The sequence below is a fragment of the Rhodococcus sp. 05-339-2 genome (assembly GCF_002258965.1).
In the GTDB taxonomy this organism is placed as follows: domain Bacteria; phylum Actinomycetota; class Actinomycetes; order Mycobacteriales; family Mycobacteriaceae; genus Rhodococcoides.
In genome coordinates, this window is the sequence record NZ_NOYW01000002.1 from 177428 (window position 1) to 194747 (window position 17320).

Sequence of the window (17320 nt, forward strand, 5' to 3'; positions counted from 1 at the left end):
GCGAAACGCTGATGGCCGCACCCTCTCCGCCGGAGAGGATGCGGCCATCAGCGTGTATAGCGGGCCGGGTCAGCCGAGCAGCCGCTGCATGGTCTCGATTTCCTGCTGCTGAGTGGCGACGATGGCGCGTGCCATCTCCAGGGCATCAGGATTGGAACCGTCCGCGATCTCGGTGTTCGCCATCTCGATGGCACCGGTGTGGTGGGCGATCATCATCGTCAACCACTGGCGGTCGAATCCCGGTCCCGACGCTGCCATCAACGCGTCCATGTCCTGAGCGGTCATCATGCCGCTGCCGGAGCTGTGGTCCATCCCGCCCATGTCACCCATGTCCATGTCGGGCATGGGCTGGCCCCACTCGGTGAGCCAGGTGGTCATCTGGTCCATCTCGGGCTGTTGCGCGGATGCAATCGCCGATGCCAGTGACAGGACCTCCGGGTTGTCGGTGCGGCCGTTCGCCAAGTCGGCCATCTCGACCGCTTGCGCGTGGTGCGGGTACATCATCTGCGCGAACATCACGTCGGCATCGTTGAACTGCGCCGTCGAGCTCGCCGGCGCGGACGATGCCGGCGTCGAGGACATCGATCCCATCGAATGGCCGTCCATCGACGAATCGGCCCCGTTGTCGCTACAGCCGACGACGAGGAACGCGCTCGCGGCAGCAGCAGCGATCGAGGCAATGACTTTGGTACGCATGAGGAAACTCCTTGCAAGAGTGAGTAGTACAGAGGATTCGATGTCGTTCGATCCGCCGACAGACACGCGTCTGTCGGGCCCCCTGTCACACTCGCAAGGTCACCGATCTGTCCAACTCCCACAACGTCCACGGCGGCGCACGCCCCCACGCGGAGTCGGTGCGCCCAACGATCCGGTTGAGCAGCGTCGGTACCGGGTCGATGGCTGCGCTCGTCGCCGGGACCGTCAGCGCGGGCCACGAAGCTGTCGTGCCCACACAGGGGTGCATCATCTGGTGTGCCGACGGGCAGTCGTGTTCCCCGGTCATCACCGGAACCGACACCGAGTTGGCCATGTGGGACGGTGCTGCCATCGAGGCATGGCCGCCGCTCATCGACATGGACATCGAGCCGGTCACAGGCATCGACATCGGTGTCACCGAATGCATCAACAGCACACCGAATACCGTCAGTGCAATCAGCAAACCGACCATCGGAGCTGGGCCCCGTCGACCGCGCCGGCTCACTGAGTGCATGCCCTCGACGATACCAAGAGATACCCCCTGGGGGTACGTTCGTCTCTGCGCTTCGGTCTTCGATGCATTTTGTCAGATCTTCGTGGTGTCGAGACGGTCCGCGCCCGAAGGTCGACGACCCATTGTCCGTCGTCGATGCGGCGGCGTAGCGCAAGAGATCGTCCGGCGGTTGCCCGGCCTGCGAATGCGGTTCTCCCGCAGGGGTTAACGCTCTACGTACACGCGGGTTACGACGCTGTAGTCCGCAGGTTTCTGCGAACCCGCGCAGTTACGTCCCACTTCCATTCCCACACCCAGGCCGGTCCGGACGGGAGCGGCCCAGCAGTGGCGAGCATCGGAGACAACGGATTCGGGGGCATCGACGACGGATGCCCGCGCAGGGGATCGGCGAACCATCGAAAGCCGACCGCAGGCGGTCGCACGTCCCCTCCGGGGCCGCCCCATATGGGTCACCAATTTGGTCGTACGAGTCGCCCGAGTCTGACATGCCGGGGACCCCGACCAGTCAACCCACGCTCCGCAGGCTCCCTCTTCGGGGTTGACAGGCCACCCTCGTCATGTCGATCGGGGACGTCTCATCCGAACCTTTGGAAGGTGTCCCTGCCATGAACAACAACCTGCTCAACGATCACCAGATCATCACCGAGCTCATCGGCAATGCCGCTCAGCTCCCCGCCGAAGATCCGCGCGCGGCCCGGTGGGCCACCGAAGCGCTCGCGCTCGCCAGCGCATCAGAGCTGCCCATCCTCATCGAGGAGGCCGAAGGAGTGCTCGGCCGGATCGAGCACGACACCACCTGCCGGTGGTGCGCCGGGCAGCCGGGAGCAGCCATCCCGGTCGGGTCCTTCTGGTGCACCCACTGAGCACCAGGCCCTCCGGGGTCCCGGTCCCACCACGGGGCCGGGACCCCCCTTTTTTGTCTCCCGCACGGGCTGGAATACCACCGACAGCACTGTCGTTGTAGAACTCGACGGCGTTCGATCCCATGCCCCGGGTACCAACCATCAGCCGCTACGAGCGGCCACCTGCCGAGAGGCGCACTGGCGAACACCGTCACCCAACATCGAACAGGGGCCGCGCATCACAGATGCGCGGCCCTGGCTCGTTCGAAGCGGCCCGTCGACGCGGCCACTGCCGCGTCCTCGAACCTTCTCGTCCAGTCATTCGAGTGAATGACTGTTGCCGGAACCGCCGCGCCACCCCGTGCGTCCAATAAAACATGGACGACGACGAGCGCGCAGCCATCCGATCGGAAGGCCACGACCCCGACCACCCGGCCGTCTCTCACGCCCTCGACCAGGTGAAACGCGACCTCCGGCTATATCGGCACCTCGCCTGGACCTTCACCGCGGCCGACCTCGACGGCCACGCCGTTCCCCGCTGAACCGGCTCACCAGCACATTCGACAGTCGAACACGCGTTCGATAGTCTGACGGTAGTTCCTACCGGCACGGCGAAAGGTCGATCCCCATGGCCACCGTCAACGCCATCCCCGACCTCACCGGACTCGACAAAGCCACCCAACTCGACGTCCTGCGCCGCCGCATGGCCACCGTCCCCGGCGGCCGCCGCGACCACGCACCCACCGAGCTCCCCACCATCACTGCACCCGAACCAGCGGCACCCACCGCAGGCAGTACGGACCTCGCGGGCGAGGCGGACGGCTCGGAGCCGCTCAACGCGGCTGTACGCGGCAAAACTCTCCGCACCATGCCCGTGCCGCCACCGCTCGCCGCGCTGCTCCCACGCCGAGCCCTGGCCCGCGGAACCGCCGTCGCCGTCACCGGCGCCGGGTCCATGCTCATCGCCCTCGTCGCCGAAGCATCCGCCGCCGGCCACCACGTCGCCCTCATCGGCCAACCCCGACTGAGCCTGCTCGCAGTCCACGAACACGGCGGCGACCTCGGGAAAGTCCACCTCGTCGATCCCGGGGCAGGCGACCCGCTCGACGCCGCCTCGATCTGTCTCGACGGGTTGGATCTGGTCGTCACCACCGTGCACGGACGAGACGTACCACCAACGCGCGCAAGGGCTTTGCTCGCCAGGAATCGTCGGCACGCGAGTGTGCTGCTGCTGACGGACGGGCACATGCCCGGTATCGATCTCACGATCGCCTCGACCGTCGCCGGCTACGGCGGAATCGAACAGGGGATAGGGCGCATCAAATCCATCACCCTCGAAACCACCGTCCACGGCCGCGGAACACCACACCGCACCGGCCGCTACACCCTCACCGCCCCCACCTTCGGCGAAACAGGCCTGCGCTGGACACCCACACCCGCCGACGACCTCACCGTCCACCGGCCCGTCGCCGTCGCGCAATGACCACCGACAACGACGCCGGCATCTTCGATGCCTGGCCCACCACCTTCGAACCACCCACCCGCCGCATCGTCGACCCACCCAAATCGGTGAACGTCAACATCGCCCTCGCCATCGGGCGATCCGGAAGCGGAGGATTCCGCGACACCACACCCTTGAAAGTCCGCGCCGAGGGCCTAGCCATGGACAGCATCGTCGAAGGAACCCTGTACGCCTGGGCCCGGACCAGTGTGGGGGATTGGCTTGCGAGCGTTACGTTTTCGATACCCACGGGCAACAAGAAAGGCCGACTCGACCTCGATCGACAGTGGGTCCCCGCCGACGCGGTCACACCCATCACATGACCGACACCACCACCGCAGTAGCCGCCCGAACCGACCTCGAGCACCGACAATCGACACACACCACCGCAGCAGCACAGGAGAGACCGTGAAGATCGGCGACCGCTACCACCTCGCACCCGGAGCACCCGGCATCGTCGTCGTACGCGAAATCCAAGACGCAGGCCTCGTCCTCGTCGAAAACGAAACACCAGGCCCCGGCGTCTACCCCTACCTCGTCAAACCCGACACCCTCGTACCCGCCACCACCTGACCGCTCTAACCACGACGCCGACGGAGCCGCCGAAGGTTCGCAGCATGAAGCCTCGCCGCCCGCTCCTCCGAATCGACCCGCAACGGATACCTGCACTGAGAACAGAAGTTGTCCAGCGGCAACGGAATCGGGCTACTGCACCTGGGACAGTTATCGAGATGCGACCGGTTCGTCACCGCAGCCGTCTGTGTATCCATAGACAGCGACAATGCCATAGGCCACCGACACCCTCCTGCCTGTCGCCAGCTGACAATCCAGCGCAGTCCAATACGGTGACTGGCGCAGCGCTAACCGGAGGGTCAAACGAAAAATCGGATCTGGATAGACCGGTGAGTTAAGAAGGAATCTTAGGAAGTTTCACTTGCGGACATAAATCCTTGTTAGCAAGAACGAAACTGTCATTGATGCCATATTGGGTCGAATCTGGCTCAAACGTGCTGTTCGGATCCCAGTTCTGTGAACCTTCGTAGCCAGTGCAAAAGTTGTACCCCGCCCCAATCATGTCAGCCTGCATCTTCGGCGAATCCCTGTAGCTCTCGACCTGAATGCCTTCCATCGGAATTCCCAGTTCCATACCTGCGTTGACCATCAACTCGCACGAGTCGTCCAGATACTGCTGCTGGCCACCAGGGGGAGTGCTGGCTACCAAGTTCCTGGCGTCTTCAGGAAGATGAAACATCGTATCGTCGCCAAGCGACACTTGCTTGAGCTCGTCATACGTCAAGTTCTGACTAATCGTGCCGCAATCACCGCTCGACGTACTGCCACCATCCGATCCGCCAGCTGCGCTGCTCGAAGCACTGCCCTCAGGAGCCTGTTCCGCACTCCTTTCAGCCCCGGACTCGCTACCGCCACACGCAGCAAGCATCAATACGAAAGCAATACCAAAAACCGATGTCGTCACTTGTGATCCAGCCCGCATGGCCCGGAGCCTAAAGGTCACCGCGATGCCATACAAGTGATCGAACGAATGACCCGTACCCTGACTCGCCCAGTACAAGGCCACGAAAAACCTGGCAGCCCACGACACCGTCAACGAAAATGTCGGCCTCAAGGGGCAGCTCGACATCTGCCGCACCACCGTAAGTAACGAGCTACCGCCACACCGAGCGTCGTCACCCTCCGTCGCTCCCGCACAATCACCCTCACAGCCGTACCCCACACCACGCCGCCGCAGAGCACCAGCTCCGGCGACGTTCCGCGTCCCACCACCCGAAACCGGCAACGTACACAGGCAGGCCCCTGGCGGGCCGCACGCACCCCTACGGGCTGCACCGAACCGAACTCCGCTTCGCTCCGCACTCAAAAGAGCGAAAAGAATCAATTTCTTTCGACGTAGGTGGCTTCTCCGAGCATCCATCACCCGTGCCCGCCGGGGCAACCCCTCGCTCCGCTGCGCTACGGCCAAGGCTCCGAACACTTTTCGTCGAGCAGTCGCTGCGCTCCCACGAAAACTGTCCGAGACGAGGGGTTGCCCCGTCGTTCCCGTGCGCTGGTTTCTCTCCCCAGCCACCACGGCGAAAGAAATTGGCAGGGCGAAGGTCCGGCCACCAGTCGAGAGGGACAGGTCACCATGCGAGCACAGCACCCCACCATCGCCGACGAAATCGACATCATCGTCCACCGCAACGGCAGCCGCAAAGTCCGCCGCACCGTCAAACGCGCCAGCGCACGCCGCGGCCGACGCACCGCCCGCCGCGAACTCCGACACTGAAAACCGCTCCACCCCAACCCAACCCGCACACACACTCCCGAAAGGCATCACCATGACCCAACACCGCATGTCCCTCACCACCGCCGCCGACACCCTCGCCGCCATCCCCGCCCTGCTCGGCCACACCCCCGACAACTCCGTCGTCACCATCGCCCTGGCCGACGACGGCAACGGCTCACACCTGGTCGCAACCACCGCCCGCATCGACGCCGACCAGGCCGAAGCCGGAGCGCACAACGTCGCGACCCCACTGTCCCGGCACACCGTCGACGGGCGACCGGTCACCGCCGTCATCCTCGCCGCCATCGCAGACACCACCCACGCAGGCGCAGCCCTGCTCGGACTCGACGCCATCCGCGACGCCTTCACCGCACGCGGAATCCGCACCATCCGCGCCCTACACACCTACAGCCTCACCGCAGGAACCACCTTCACCGACCTCGACCGCTTCACCGACGGCACCATCCCCGACCCCGCCACCACCGAACTCGCGACCGCCCGCACCGCAGCCGGGGGCGTCATCGCCGCATCGCGCGCCGACATCGAGGCCCGCTTCGCACCCACCGCCGAGATCCCCGAAGCCCTCGCACTCACCGCCGCCGCCACGATGGGCGCCGACTTCCTGCCCGTCACCTTCGACGAGCTCGCCGCCGTCATCCACGCCCGCGAGATCCCCAACGCCGACCTCACCGCCCGCGTCGGCCTCGCCCTGGCCACCGGCCACGCCGAAGTCCGAGACGCCTTCATGGCCATGCACATTCACGGCGACGCCGACGCAGCAGACGTATTCACCCGCATCGCGGCACCGCTACGCGGCACCGCTACGCGGCACCGCTCGAGCCAACGCCCTCAGCATCGCTGCCTACTTCCTGTACTGCACCGGCGACGGCGCAGCAGCGCGCGCGGCCCTCGAGGCCGCCGAACGCACCGCCCACCGCGCCGACCTCACCCTCCCGAGACTGGCCGGTCTACTGTCCGCCGCACTCGCAGCCGGAATGGAACCGACGCAGGTCCAAGGAATCGGCAGGGTCATCACCCCCGACTACGTTGCCGACCACATCGGCGCAGTCCAGAGCTACACCTGACACCGCAGCCGAGCGTGGCCACCGGCTCGAGGTGGCCACGCTCGGCAGTCAGGGCGCGGGCGCGGGGCCGGTGCATCGGGCATCGAGCCCTCACACCGACACACGCCCACCAGCGTCGACACCAACGTGGGCCGGGCGGCCGGCAGCAAAGCAGGGAGAAGTGAAGAGCGAGAGAGCGCTCAGAGGGACGTCGGATCGGCCGGCCACGCCATATCGACGTCGGCGGCGGTGGGACGGGTGTCCTCGACCGGAACACCGGCCACGATCGCATCGAGCGCCAGATCCGACGGCGGCAGCGACGCGTTCACCACAGCTTTGGACAAGGCATGTTCGACCCGCGAGCGCTCCATACCCCAGAACCCTACCGACCAGCACGAACACCAGCCACCAGGCACGAGCTCCGCGCCACCACATACAAAGGGTAGAGATTCTTTTCGATCCGTCTGGCTGCGCAACGAGAATGCGTCACCCGCCGCGCTTCCGGATCAACACCTGACTCCGCTCACGCTCCGGCCCACAGGGCCCAGCACGACTGTTCGCCCGACCCGCACTCGCTGCGCTCCCCGGCGAACACTCGCACCGGCCAGGCATTGACCGTCGACACCGTGCACCGCCGTCTCTTTTTCGCGCCACTCGGAAGCGAAAAGAACGCAGGGTAAGGCAGGCCCAATCAGAGGCATTCGTAACTGTTCCGGAATGCCGAAAATGGATGCATCAGGGATTGCTCAGAAAACGATAAGTCGAAGTGCGGCAACATAATGGAAATATATTTGGAGTAGTCAAGGTCTGTATTCAATGCCGTTATTGTCGTAGAATAGAAGCCAACAGCAGTAATTCCCGTAAGGAGAAAACTATGCCGATCACCGTGTATACGAAACCGAATTGCAGCCAATGCGACGCAACGAAACAACGACTCGACAAGCACGGCCTCGACTACCGGACAGTCGACATCACAGAAGACGACACCGCCCGCCACTTCGTCACCTGCGAACTCGGCTACCTCCAGGCACCCGTGGTCGTCGTCGACGAGGACACCCACTGGTCAGGGTTCCGGATCGACGCCCTGGACAAGCTCGCCGCCGCCTGAAACCCGCAAACCCACAAATACAGAAGAGGCCCCGCCATGCGACTCGTGCCCGCCTACACCCCCGACCCTGACTACATCGACCGCCAGATCGACGCCGAGCTCACCGTAGAACACCCCACATCACGTCAGTCCAACCCGGCCGAGACCGAGTGCAGTGACATCGACAAAGCTGCATCCTGACCACTGACGCAATGCACCACAGCCGGTAGCAACGTTCCACCGGTACGACGTCCGACCCGACACGAACACGAGGCCCACGATGAACGCACTACGCGCAGTCCCTACACCCGGCGACGCCGCAGCGCAGGCACGCGCGGACCTCGCACCCGTCGCGGACCTCGACACGGTGGTCGAACCCGGTTACGACCCGGCCACCGACCCCGAAGCAATGCTCCTGTGCGCCCTGATGGACGTGCGCAACCAGAGCACCGACGGAGCCGACATCGAACGGATCACCAGCACACTCACCGCAGCGGACTTCGAAGATCCAGCGCACGCACGCATGTACGGCCACATCGTCGACCTCATCGCGGCCGGCCAACCCCACGACTTCGCTTCCGTCACCGGCGCACTCATCCGATCCGGAGCAGACGGAGCCAAAGACGCGCCACTACGCAAACGCCTCATGGGCATCGTCACCGCCGGCGCGCACTCCGTCGCGGCCGTGCACTACGCCGACAACGTTCTCTCGCAGTCCTACCGACGCAGCTTCCACATCGCCGGCCAACGACTGGCCCAGGCCGCCGAAGAAGCACCCGAAGCTGATCTGTTCGACTTTATGGTCGAACTCGGCACCCGGCAGCGTGCAGCGTTCAACCGGCTCAACAGCTTTCGGCAACCACCGACCTCCTGAACGAACCCGCAGGGACACCGGTGAGCGCGTCGACGACGCCCAGGGCACTACGGTGCACTGCGGGCCACAACCGAAAGACGAGGACAGTGACAACGACAGGTGAGCACGCCGAACAGACGCCACACGTAGCGTCAGACGGCATGAACGAGCCCACCACGCCCGCCGCCACTCTCGGCGCAGGCCTGCCCGCGCACGTTCGAGACCAGATCGCTGCAGTCGTCGACGCCTCCGGCGATCTCGAGCACGTCCCGACCGGCAGCGGTGCGCTGACCGTGCAGGTGTGCTCGGCATCCGCGACGTCCTACGACGCCGCGACGTGGAGCACCCTGGGCACCTACCGCGCCGCTGACGCCGCAGTCCTTGCCGAACGACTGCTCGACGCTCTCGGAGACAGTGCGAACATCGGAACCGACCTCGGCGTCCTCATCGTCACCCACACCCACACCGACAGCCTGGAGGCACCGGCCATGACCGCACCCACCGCACACGGAGCCGACGGAACCCCTGCGCCGGCCGCGCCGCTGCTCACCCTCGACATCGCCAAAGCCGACGTCCTCGACGACGACTTCGAGTGGCCCGAACCCGGTACCCCGCAAGCACTGTGGACGCCGCACTGGTTGCTGCAGGCCGCGATCAACTCCGGTGCCGTCACCTACGACCGGCGACTGTGGGGCGAGCTTGCCCTGTCGGCCGAGTTCACCGCCCCGAACCGGCACGAGCTCCACTTCGTGATCACCTACGAGATCGACGGCGCACCGAACATCGTCGACGGCGACACCACCGACTACCCGAGCGACTTCAACGAACTCTCCGACGACGAACAGAACGCCGTCCCGTCGACGCTGGTCCCGAATCCCGAGACCGCAGCGTCATGGCTGACGTACCTCGTCGCCGCGTTCAACGCCGTGCACGCGAGCACCGACAAGCTCGTTCGCGGCTGGCCCCAGCACTAGAACCCGCCCGAACAGCGAAACCCCCGACCACAGTGTGTGGTCGGGGGTTTCGCTGTTTCTCGCGATCGGAGTGGTGTGGCTGTCAGTCCTCGCGGATCCTCCGCAAGACCTGTGCGAGAGCGAGCGCAGTGATCGAATCGTCGACGGTGGGGGCGGCCGCGACGACCACCTCGAGGTCGCCCGAATCTTGCACCGCGTCGAGCAGATCGAGTGATGCGTCGACGGCGAAGTTCGGGCCCGAGAGCTCGTTGATGATCGCCAGCAGCTCGACGAACCGCAGCCCGGCCTCTGGGCGGACGGTGCTGTGCAGCATCTCGAACGCGGCTACCGCTTCCGGTGAGCGCAGTTCGGCGAGGATGTCGAGCTCCACGGCGTCGAGGTCGGACAGGGCGGGGGAGTCGGGTGTGCTCATGGTGTGGGTCCTTCGGTCGGTGCGTCGCCGGTGGCCGGAGACGTGGGAGGGACGAGAAACATTCGGGACACCGCGGCTTCGGTGGTCCCGAGATGGCCGGCGATGGTGGCCACGGAGTCGGTGGCCACCATCTCGGTGACCAGATCCCGATGGATCAGCGCGGCGAGGCGGTGCTGATGGGAAAGGTAGGCGAGCAGCTCGGAGGTGAGCAGTGCGGCACCGATCGGCCCGCCGTAGTCCTGCGCCCAGTCCTCGCCGTCGCGTTCGGGTGCGTACAGCAACGAGTCCGGCGCGCAAAGAACCTTGTCGAGGATCTCCGCAGTGATCCCGCACGCCTGCAGGCGCTCGATAACCCCGGGGATCTCGTCGGCCGTCCGGTGCCCGACGAGGCTCAGATACCACCCGACGTCGATCACGCCACTGCGCCCGATTCGTCATCGAACGACCGGCGGGTATGGCTCTCCAGTACGTGGAGCTCGGCAGTGAGGCCGACCGCGCATTCGGCGTCCGCCACCGGATCGAGGGCAGCGATGTTCGCCCGCAGTTGCGTGATCCGGGTGTAGCGGGCGACCGCTGCGGCGTCGGTTTCGTCGACCTCCACCGGGTGTTCGACGACGAGACGCCGTTGCCCGGGGACCGTCTTCACGGTCGCCTCGCTGTGGCCGCCGCTGCGCATCGTGATCTCGCGGGCGAGAGCGCCGGCGAAGATGTGCGCAGAGTGTGCGGGGAAGTCGCCGGCCACCGTGGTCGAGTCCGGCAACGGATCGGGCCGAGTCGAGCGCACCGTGACGTCGATCAGGTCGGCCGGGTCGACGCCTGGAAGCGGCTCGATCGGTGTGGCGGTCCAGACCCCGATCGAGGTGGTGACGTAGCCCGGTGGCGGCAGTTCCGCCGACCGGACACCCGCTGCGTAGACCGGGATCGAGGCGAGAGCGCACGCTATCTCGCCGGGTGTCCCGATGAGGCAGAGCGAGTCGTCGACGGTGTGGATGAACGTCGCGGCTCGGTATCGACCTGTCGGAGGTCCGCGACGGTTTCCGCTTGGCTCACCGCGAACCGGGCCGCGGTGGAAGGGGAGTGGAAGTGCCCGCGGGTGTGTACGAACCCGGGATCGCCGTATTGGTCGAGGGTCGAGATCTCGACCTCGATCAGCACACGAGTCGAGGGCGCGGCCGAGGGGGACTCTGTGGCCGGCGAAAGCGAGTTGGGATCTGTGGTGTCCATGAAAGGTCTGCCTTCGATAGGTCCGGGCAAGGAAGCGATTATGCGAGGGCGACGAGCGCGGGTGCAGCGAGGCCGCACACCGCAGCGGCCGCCGACAAGGCGGTGGTGGTTCGGTCCATCGGTTCGCAGCCATCAGCGAGAGCCAGGCGTAGCCCGGCTGCTCCTGCCGCGACGACACCGACGAACACCAGAACCCAGGTCGAGCCGATCAGGGATGCCATCGGTCAGCTCGCGTTCGCGTAGCTCTCACCCGGCGACTTCTGCTCAGCCTCAGTGCCGGTCGACTCGGGAGCGTTGTCCTCGTTCTTGGCCGGCGTCGACGACGGTTGCAGGCGCGGGGGCCGGGGCGTTGTCTTGGTGGCCGCAGTGGTGGCGGTCTTCTTGCCGGAGACGGCAGAGGCGGGGACTTTCAGTCCGGCCTTGCGGAGCTCGGGTGCGGACCAACCGCCGTCGAGTGCGGCTTTGATCGCGGCCAGCTCGGCGGCGGCCGCCGCGCGTTCGGCGGCTTGAGCTTCGGCGACTTTCGCGGCGGCGATGGTTCGCTCGTTCTGCGCGGCGACTATGGCGTCGATGAGACCGAGACGGGTTTCCAGGGCGGCCTGTGCGGCGGCACGAACAGTGTTGGGATCGAGAGGGGCGAGCGACATGTGTGGAACCTTCCGGAGACGGCGTGCAGCGCGCGCCCGTAGACGGCGCGGCGCTGATTGACAACGCGGTCTCGGGCGGCCCACACGCCGTCCGATATCCGAGGACAACGCTATCGAATCGGTCCGACAGATGCATCTCAGGGTCGGTGACTACTTGGTTGGCGAGATATCTCCGATCGATCCATCATCACTGTCGTCAGGGCCGCGTTCCTCTGACGAGGCGGACGTTTCGCTGTTGTCAGCGTTTGTACCTGTGCGTTGTGATTCGGCGATGGCGTCGGCGATCGGGCTTCGTGCTTGTCGGCTGATCTCTGCGAGTTGCTCGGCTATGGGGTTGCGGGCTGTGCGTTGTGATTCGGCGATGGCGTCGGCGATCGGGCTTCGTGCTAGTCGGCCGATCTCTGCAAGCTGTTCGGCGAGGCTTGTTTTCAAGTGAGCTACTGCTGCAATCTCTTCGTCTGAGAGTTGCGAACCTTCCTCGACACTGTCGATCGTGTCGTCCGCGATAGAGACATCGAGGTGCTCCTTCGCTAGACGCAGGAAGGTCTTGAGGTTGATGTGGTGGTACGCGACACCAGCGACCGTGACCATCTCCTCGACGAGTTCTCGGCGTGGGGTTCTGTTCGTGTAGGACCAGTCGCTCTTCTCATCGTTGGTCACGAGAAGCAGAGGCCGTTTGGTCGCACTCGCCTTGTCCAGGAGTTCGCGCCAGATGAGGTAGTCGCCGTACATCGCCGGCGCTCCCTTGTGCGCGTCCAGGTACCCGGGCGGGATCTCCAGTGGTGCGCGGCGTTCGTATTCAGCAGCTCGCTCCACAATTTGCGCGGTGGTTGGCCTGGTACCCATCCGGTCGGGTGTCACCAGCGCATCCAGAGCGTCCCTCACGTCGTCCTTGTCAACTGTGAGTGCGTACTCAGCTTTGAGCTCGTCTACGAGCTTCCGCAACTCTGCGGAGGCCTGCTCCGATGCGGCACGTACGCGTTTTCCGATTGCCGAGCTAGCGAAGCCTTCTGCGGTCGAATTTCTCCATTTCTGAAAGCTGGACTGTGTGGAGGCGAAACGCTCGTATTGGTCGGCGATCGCACCCTCGCGGCCACGTTGATATTCAAGAGCTGCGTGATACGGGACGAACAGTCGGTCACCGACTGCCCCGATTGCTGCAACAATTTCGGAGCGCTCAGTGGGGTCCGCGCGATACAGCTGGAGAAGCGCGCTGGCGTCGAACGCAACCGTCGCAGTAGCGTCCGTGATGAACTCGGCCGCGTGAGCGTCCCTGTCTTCTGCTGAGCCGCCGCTGTACCACTCCGGGAAAATGGATTTCACGCTGCAGCCTTCCATCGACTCGCTTTTGTAAAGCCAACTCAATCACACCGGGTGGCCCGATCTGCAATCTGCCGGGGCCGTCGCCTGCGGGCTATCGGCACGCGAAGCGCAGCAGTCTATTTGCCCGCATATAGCGGTACGAGGATGAGTGCCACGGCGACCTTGCGGGTGCGGTCCTCGGGCTTCCGTAGAACGTAACGGGTGCAGCTGTCCCACTCGGTTCTGGTCGAATCGATGCCCTCGCAATCGGGGTGAGACTCCACCGTCTCCTTCGCTAGGTCGATCACGGCCCCGATGCCTTTTCGGTCTTTGATGAACACCACGAGGGCAGCCTTGGTGTCACGCCAGGTGGTGTAGCTCAACAGTTGGTCGACTGCGTCGGTAACCGACTTCTGTCCGGTCCAGAACTTGCATTCGCCTATGAACGCATGGCGGTTCTGCCATCGCAGCAGGATGTCTGTCTTGCCGGCCGCGTTGAATGCCTCACCCACCGCCTGCCCGTCGTAATTGGCGTTGAGCACGATCAGAATCAAGTCTCTGATCTGCGGCTCGCTCAGCCCGAATGCGGTGGACGTGCGCTCCATCGCAACCGCCAGGCGGTCGATGGTCCGCACGACATCCTCGTAGATTTCTTCTTCCAAGACATGGTCTGGGTGACCCCTGCGTGCCATCCCGGTTGGGGGAAGCTTCAGGCTCTTTCGCGTGAGCGGGACGGGGATCTGCTCGTCGGTCGGTCGTTTGCGTACGGGTATCCCCAGAGCTTCGTCCAACGCGGCCCCCCGTTGTGCTTCGAGGCGGCGCTCCTGCAGGCGGCCGCGCACCTCCGCACGGACAGTCGTGCTCCACGTCTCGACGCGTTCGTTGCACCAGCCGACGTACGTTTTCACTTTGTCCGTGGTCCAGCTGAGTTCGTTCGTGACATCGCGGGGCTCCATGCCGCCAACGAACATCTCGATCATCAATTCTTCGTCGCTGTGAACTTTCACCTGGCCGAGTCGGTTTTCACCGATGCGTATGAGGTCCCGTGCGCCGTCGATGACTTTCGTCCAGAGTTCCTTGGTGCCGGTGTACGGAAAGTACACCTCCAAGCTTCGCACCTTCCGATCTACAGATGGTCCGTCGCTTCGATGGATCGGCATCGACTTCTCCGCCGCTCCGGTCGACCACCTATCTGCCCACGACACTTCAAGCGGCTCGACTCCGGCGTGCTCCCAGATCGTTGCCTCGAGGTCGTCGAGCGCTTCCTCCGTGATCTGGCCCAGGTCGACTCGCTCAGCCGCAGCTAACGCCGAGGCTGCCTGGTCTTTGAGGAACGCGCTCAGAAGTTGACCATTGCTGAAGACTGCCATCTGTCCATCATGCCCAGGCGCGCGCGAGCGGTTGCCCCCAACTGTGGATCGGACCGTGTCCTCATGTGGATGTCCGAGAGTTCCCAGGCCGCTCCGCTCGATCTCAGGCACCCACAATCGGGTCCGAAATCCACAACCGGGGACAACCGCCGTCCGCGCACTCGTGGCGCGCGGAATCGGAACTCGCGGCGCTCGTCCTGAGCGTCTTTTCTGGTGACCCACTCCGCAGGCTCCGCGAGACACCAGCGTGCCCCAGGCGGAGCAAGCTATAACTTAGGTGCCCTAAGTGTGGATTTCCTGACGGAAATCTGACACGCTGATCGCGTGCTCCCCAGGTCTGGGGTCGCTGCGCTGGGCCGAAGTGAGGTACGGACGGGAGGAGCGGGTGATGGCAGAACGCAAAGCGGGGTGGCTGCGCACCCGTCAGTCGAACGTCGTCGGCGGCCGTGAGTACCGGCACGTGGTGAAGCTGACCGCCGAGCAGGAGATGGCGGTCCAGGCCGCTGCCCGCGTCCAGGGCGTGACGGTGGCAAGGCTGTTGATCGACTCCGCGCTCAAAGCCCCGCGTTCGACGGTCTCGCGTGAAGATCTGACGGAGTTGTTCGCCGCGACGAAGCTCATCGCGGCACTCGGGCGGAACCTGAATCAGCTCGCGAAAGTGGCGAACGCGACGGGTGAAGTTCCACCGGAAACGACGGCAGCGATTGCGGCGGTGCGGCAGGTCTTCGATCGGGTGAACCGGTTGCCGCGTGATCTGGTGGGACGTTGATACCGAACATCACTCGGGGCGCGAAGATGACCGGGCTGGTGGTGTATCTCGCCGGTCCGGGTAAGTCGAACGAGCACGAGAATCCGCACGTCGTCGCCGGGCACGAGAGCATCGTGTTCGCGGCCCCGGCGGGCGAGCTGTCGCACGAGGACGCCATTGCGTTGGCGGGTGAACTGGACACTGCGCGTGTGGTGTTCGGTACCGAGGTGTCGGTGACGAGTCGACGCAAGATGAACGCTGCCATCGACGACGGTGTCCCGCGATCGGTGGCGTTGGCCGACGCCACGTCGGATCAGAACGTGTGGCACTGCTCGCTCTCGCTCAAGCCAGAGGAGGGTGAGCTGTCGGACGTGAAGTGGGCGACGATCGCGGTCGACTTCATGAAGGAAATGGACTTCGACGACGCGGACTCACCACGAGCCCCGGCTCGCTGGGTGGCGATCCGGCACGGCAAGACCAAGGCCGGCGGCGACCACATTCACATCGCGGCATCCGCTGTCCGCGAGGACGGTACGAAGGTCAACACGTTCAACGACCGGAAGCGGGCGCAGGCCGCGTGCAACACCCTCGAACACCGGTACGGTCTGGAAGTTCTGCAGTCCCGCGAACAGCAACTCGGCGGCCGCGGAACCAAGCCCGCCGAGCAGGGCCGTGCTGACCGAGCGCACCTGCCGGAGACCGGTCGAGATGTGTTGGAGCGTCGCGTGCGTGCTGCAGCTACCGCCTCGAAGACCGAAGCAGAATTCGTGCGTCGACTACGGGGCAGTGGAGTGTTGGTGCGGCCACGATTCACCAAGGGAACCACCGACACTGTCGAGGGCTACTCGGTGGCGTTGCGACCCAATCAAGGTGAGGGCACGGTCGCCGCTGTTTGGTACGGCGGAGGAAAACTGTCGAAGGACCTGACGCTGCCGCGACTGCGCAGCGAATGGGATTCCTCCGCAGAGGAATCGGCGCGCGCCGTCGACGAATGGACTGCAGCCAAAGCAGGGAAGCCCGCCAAGCGGAGCGGGCCGGAAGCTGTTGTGGCCGATCCGAAATTGCTCGCGCGAGCAGCGGAAGATCTCGAACGGTGGAACGACTACCTCACGAGAATTCCGGTTACTGATCGCGCGCAATGGGCGCGCGCGGCAGGCCGGACCGCTGGCGTGTTCGCAGCGTGGTCGGCGAAGGTCGAGAATCGTCCGGGGCCGCTCGCACATGCGTCGAAGCAGCTCGCCCGCGCGGCGCAGTTGCCGGCGCACCAACGCGCCGCAAAGTCGGCCGGTGTGGTGTCGGCCGGCGGCGCGGCATTGATCGTCATGGCGTGCAAACCAGGACTCGACGCCACCACCGGATACATCCTGCTGCTGCGGCAGTTGATGAAGGCAACCGAAGCGATCGCGGCGGCGTCACGTGCGGCCGGTGACGCGGCGTACGCACGCGACCTCGAGGTCGTCACCCGGGAACGGCTCACCGCGATGCATACTCGGCTGGAAGTTATGCAGTCGACCGTAGATCGGACCGCGGTTGACGTTGTTGCGAGCGGGAGTACCCCTGTCTCGGGTTACACCGCTGCTGAGCTCGCGGACGCCGAAGAGGCGGCACGCTTCACGCAGAGCGCAATCTCCACGTCAACCTCCTCTCGGCCGCACATCGCGAATGACGTTGCTCAAACTCGACCGCCTCTGTCGCGCGCGCGTAGTAGCGATCGAGACGGCAGAGACACTCGCTGAGACGGCAAATCGTTTGTGAGCGATCTGCAGTCGCCATGCACGACTGTCCGGAACTGACGACAT

Annotated in this window: 24 protein-coding genes; 13 read left to right on the forward strand and 11 right to left on the reverse strand. The window is 64.9% G+C overall.

Going from position 1 to position 17320, the window contains the following annotated elements; translation table 11 throughout:
- Positions 1-69 precede the first annotated feature (69 nt).
- Both CH273_RS00915 and CH273_RS00920 read right to left on the reverse strand, forming a co-directional pair.
- Positions 70-696, reverse strand: coding sequence for a DUF305 domain-containing protein (locus CH273_RS00915; RefSeq protein WP_032393678.1), 627 nt, complete (start codon positions 694-696; stop codon positions 70-72).
- An 85-nt stretch (positions 697-781) separates the two neighbouring features.
- Positions 782-1210: a DUF6153 family protein gene (locus CH273_RS00920; RefSeq protein ID WP_032393553.1), complete on the reverse strand. Its 429-nt coding sequence runs from the start codon at positions 1208-1210 to the stop codon at positions 782-784.
- Positions 1211-1815: 605 nt separating this feature from the next.
- Between CH273_RS00920 and CH273_RS00925 the strand changes: the two genes are divergently transcribed.
- From CH273_RS00925 to CH273_RS27535, 5 genes are all read left to right on the forward strand, one after another.
- Positions 1816-2073, forward strand: a complete 258-nt coding sequence (locus tag CH273_RS00925) for a hypothetical protein (protein ID WP_032393554.1) — start codon at positions 1816-1818, stop codon at positions 2071-2073.
- 356 nt (positions 2074-2429) lie between these two features.
- Positions 2430-2594, forward strand: a complete 165-nt coding sequence (locus CH273_RS27530) for a hypothetical protein (RefSeq protein ID WP_155290774.1) — start codon at positions 2430-2432, stop codon at positions 2592-2594.
- Between the two features lie 86 nt (positions 2595-2680).
- Complete coding sequence (locus CH273_RS00930; RefSeq protein WP_052049170.1) at positions 2681-3535, forward strand: hypothetical protein; 855 nt, start codon at positions 2681-2683, stop codon at positions 3533-3535.
- Positions 3532-3876 carry a hypothetical protein gene (locus tag CH273_RS00935; protein ID WP_052049171.1) on the forward strand — a complete coding sequence of 115 codons (345 nt, stop codon included), beginning with the start codon at positions 3532-3534 and terminating at the stop codon, positions 3874-3876. The genes CH273_RS00930 and CH273_RS00935 overlap by 4 nt, the downstream gene beginning before the upstream one ends.
- An 85-nt stretch (positions 3877-3961) precedes the next feature.
- The gene (locus CH273_RS27535; protein WP_155290775.1) at positions 3962-4126 is read left to right on the forward strand and encodes a hypothetical protein; all 165 of its coding nucleotides are present in this window, start codon (positions 3962-3964) and stop codon (positions 4124-4126) included.
- Between the two features lie 334 nt (positions 4127-4460).
- On the opposite strand, the gene CH273_RS00940 is transcribed toward CH273_RS27535, so the two are convergent.
- Entirely contained in the window at positions 4461-5030 is a 570-nt protein-coding gene (locus CH273_RS00940; RefSeq protein ID WP_143546157.1) for a hypothetical protein, read from the reverse strand.
- A gap of 669 nt (positions 5031-5699) precedes the next feature.
- Here CH273_RS00940 and CH273_RS27540 point away from each other — a divergent pair.
- Together CH273_RS27540 and CH273_RS00945 are read left to right on the forward strand one after the other, a co-directional pair.
- Positions 5700-5840, forward strand: a complete 141-nt coding sequence (locus tag CH273_RS27540) for a hypothetical protein (RefSeq protein ID WP_155290776.1) — start codon at positions 5700-5702, stop codon at positions 5838-5840.
- Between the two features lie 52 nt (positions 5841-5892).
- The gene (locus tag CH273_RS00945; RefSeq protein WP_082322326.1) at positions 5893-7089 is read left to right on the forward strand and encodes a DUF4192 family protein; all 1197 of its coding nucleotides are present in this window, start codon (positions 5893-5895) and stop codon (positions 7087-7089) included.
- Between the two features lie 15 nt (positions 7090-7104).
- On the opposite strand, the gene CH273_RS27545 is transcribed toward CH273_RS00945, so the two are convergent.
- Entirely contained in the window at positions 7105-7275 is a 171-nt protein-coding gene (locus tag CH273_RS27545; protein WP_155290777.1) for a hypothetical protein, read from the reverse strand.
- 503 nt (positions 7276-7778) lie between these two features.
- On the opposite strand from CH273_RS27545, the gene nrdH reads away from it, so the two are divergent.
- The 4 genes from nrdH (at position 7779) to CH273_RS00960 (ending at position 9818) form a co-directional block, all read left to right on the forward strand.
- On the forward strand, positions 7779-8012 hold the full coding sequence (nrdH, locus tag CH273_RS00950; RefSeq protein ID WP_032364215.1) for a glutaredoxin-like protein NrdH: 234 nt from the start codon (positions 7779-7781) through the stop codon (positions 8010-8012).
- Positions 8013-8048: 36 nt separating this feature from the next.
- Entirely contained in the window at positions 8049-8192 is a 144-nt protein-coding gene (locus CH273_RS27550) for a hypothetical protein (protein ID WP_155290778.1), read from the forward strand.
- Positions 8193-8271: 79 nt separating this feature from the next.
- A complete protein-coding gene (locus tag CH273_RS00955) occupies positions 8272-8865 on the forward strand; it encodes a DnaB-like helicase N-terminal domain-containing protein (RefSeq protein ID WP_052049172.1) in 594 nt (197 codons plus the stop codon).
- Positions 8866-9005: 140 nt separating this feature from the next.
- Positions 9006-9818, forward strand: coding sequence for a hypothetical protein (locus tag CH273_RS00960; RefSeq protein ID WP_032393557.1), 813 nt, complete (start codon positions 9006-9008; stop codon positions 9816-9818).
- A gap of 82 nt (positions 9819-9900) precedes the next feature.
- Here the strand turns inward: CH273_RS00960 and CH273_RS00965 are convergent, their stop codons facing one another.
- The 7 genes from CH273_RS00965 to CH273_RS00995 form a co-directional block, all read right to left on the reverse strand.
- Positions 9901-10230: a hypothetical protein gene (locus CH273_RS00965; RefSeq protein WP_032393558.1), complete on the reverse strand. Its 330-nt coding sequence runs from the start codon at positions 10228-10230 to the stop codon at positions 9901-9903.
- On the reverse strand, positions 10227-10646 hold the full coding sequence (locus CH273_RS00970) for a hypothetical protein (protein WP_032393559.1): 420 nt from the start codon (positions 10644-10646) through the stop codon (positions 10227-10229). Before CH273_RS00970 ends, CH273_RS00965 begins: the two co-directional genes overlap by 4 nt.
- Entirely contained in the window at positions 10643-11014 is a 372-nt protein-coding gene (locus CH273_RS28035) for a hypothetical protein (RefSeq protein ID WP_230596586.1), read from the reverse strand. The genes CH273_RS00970 and CH273_RS28035 overlap by 4 nt, the downstream gene beginning before the upstream one ends.
- A gap of 478 nt (positions 11015-11492) precedes the next feature.
- Complete coding sequence (locus CH273_RS00980) at positions 11493-11675, reverse strand: hypothetical protein (RefSeq protein ID WP_032393562.1); 183 nt, start codon at positions 11673-11675, stop codon at positions 11493-11495.
- A 3-nt stretch (positions 11676-11678) separates the two neighbouring features.
- Entirely contained in the window at positions 11679-12101 is a 423-nt protein-coding gene (locus CH273_RS00985) for a hypothetical protein (protein WP_032393563.1), read from the reverse strand.
- Positions 12102-12251: 150 nt separating this feature from the next.
- Positions 12252-13424, reverse strand: a complete 1173-nt coding sequence (locus CH273_RS00990) for a PIN-like domain-containing protein (protein ID WP_032393564.1) — start codon at positions 13422-13424, stop codon at positions 12252-12254.
- 116 nt (positions 13425-13540) lie between these two features.
- A complete protein-coding gene (locus CH273_RS00995; RefSeq protein ID WP_143546158.1) occupies positions 13541-14884 on the reverse strand; it encodes a hypothetical protein in 1344 nt (447 codons plus the stop codon).
- Between the two features lie 277 nt (positions 14885-15161).
- Here CH273_RS00995 and CH273_RS01000 point away from each other — a divergent pair, with 277 nt between their 5' ends.
- The gene (locus tag CH273_RS01000; RefSeq protein WP_032393565.1) at positions 15162-15542 is read left to right on the forward strand and encodes a plasmid mobilization protein; all 381 of its coding nucleotides are present in this window, start codon (positions 15162-15164) and stop codon (positions 15540-15542) included.
- A gap of 26 nt (positions 15543-15568) precedes the next feature.
- Positions 15569-17257, forward strand: coding sequence for a relaxase/mobilization nuclease domain-containing protein (locus CH273_RS01005; protein ID WP_176457432.1), 1689 nt, complete (start codon positions 15569-15571; stop codon positions 17255-17257).
- Positions 17258-17320 lie beyond the last annotated feature (63 nt).

Excerpts from the sequence above, each read along its gene's own strand:
- CH273_RS27545 (WP_155290777.1), bottom strand. The coding sequence starts at position 7,275 with ATGGAGCGCTCGCGGGTCGAACATGCCTTGTCCAAAGCTGTGGTGAAC.
- CH273_RS27530 (WP_155290774.1), top strand. The coding sequence starts at position 2,430 with ATGGACGACGACGAGCGCGCAGCCATCCGATCGGAAGGCCACGACCCC.
- CH273_RS27550 (WP_155290778.1), top strand. The coding sequence starts at position 8,049 with ATGCGACTCGTGCCCGCCTACACCCCCGACCCTGACTACATCGACCGC.
- CH273_RS00955 (WP_052049172.1), top strand. The coding sequence starts at position 8,272 with ATGAACGCACTACGCGCAGTCCCTACACCCGGCGACGCCGCAGCGCAG.
- CH273_RS00935 (WP_052049171.1), top strand. The coding sequence starts at position 3,532 with ATGACCACCGACAACGACGCCGGCATCTTCGATGCCTGGCCCACCACC.
- CH273_RS00915 (WP_032393678.1), bottom strand. The coding sequence starts at position 696 with ATGCGTACCAAAGTCATTGCCTCGATCGCTGCTGCTGCCGCGAGCGCG.
- CH273_RS01000 (WP_032393565.1), top strand. The coding sequence starts at position 15,162 with ATGGCAGAACGCAAAGCGGGGTGGCTGCGCACCCGTCAGTCGAACGTC.
- CH273_RS00965 (WP_032393558.1), bottom strand. The coding sequence starts at position 10,230 with ATGAGCACACCCGACTCCCCCGCCCTGTCCGACCTCGACGCCGTGGAG.
- CH273_RS00920 (WP_032393553.1), bottom strand. The coding sequence starts at position 1,210 with ATGCACTCAGTGAGCCGGCGCGGTCGACGGGGCCCAGCTCCGATGGTC.
- CH273_RS00985 (WP_032393563.1), bottom strand. The coding sequence starts at position 12,101 with ATGTCGCTCGCCCCTCTCGATCCCAACACTGTTCGTGCCGCCGCACAG.
- CH273_RS27540 (WP_155290776.1), top strand. The coding sequence starts at position 5,700 with ATGCGAGCACAGCACCCCACCATCGCCGACGAAATCGACATCATCGTC.
- CH273_RS00945 (WP_082322326.1), top strand. The coding sequence starts at position 5,893 with ATGACCCAACACCGCATGTCCCTCACCACCGCCGCCGACACCCTCGCC.
- CH273_RS00930 (WP_052049170.1), top strand. The coding sequence starts at position 2,681 with ATGGCCACCGTCAACGCCATCCCCGACCTCACCGGACTCGACAAAGCC.
- CH273_RS00980 (WP_032393562.1), bottom strand. The coding sequence starts at position 11,675 with ATGGCATCCCTGATCGGCTCGACCTGGGTTCTGGTGTTCGTCGGTGTC.
- CH273_RS00960 (WP_032393557.1), top strand. The coding sequence starts at position 9,006 with ATGAACGAGCCCACCACGCCCGCCGCCACTCTCGGCGCAGGCCTGCCC.
- CH273_RS00925 (WP_032393554.1), top strand. The coding sequence starts at position 1,816 with ATGAACAACAACCTGCTCAACGATCACCAGATCATCACCGAGCTCATC.
- nrdH (WP_032364215.1), top strand. The coding sequence starts at position 7,779 with ATGCCGATCACCGTGTATACGAAACCGAATTGCAGCCAATGCGACGCA.
- CH273_RS01005 (WP_176457432.1), top strand. The coding sequence starts at position 15,569 with ATGACCGGGCTGGTGGTGTATCTCGCCGGTCCGGGTAAGTCGAACGAG.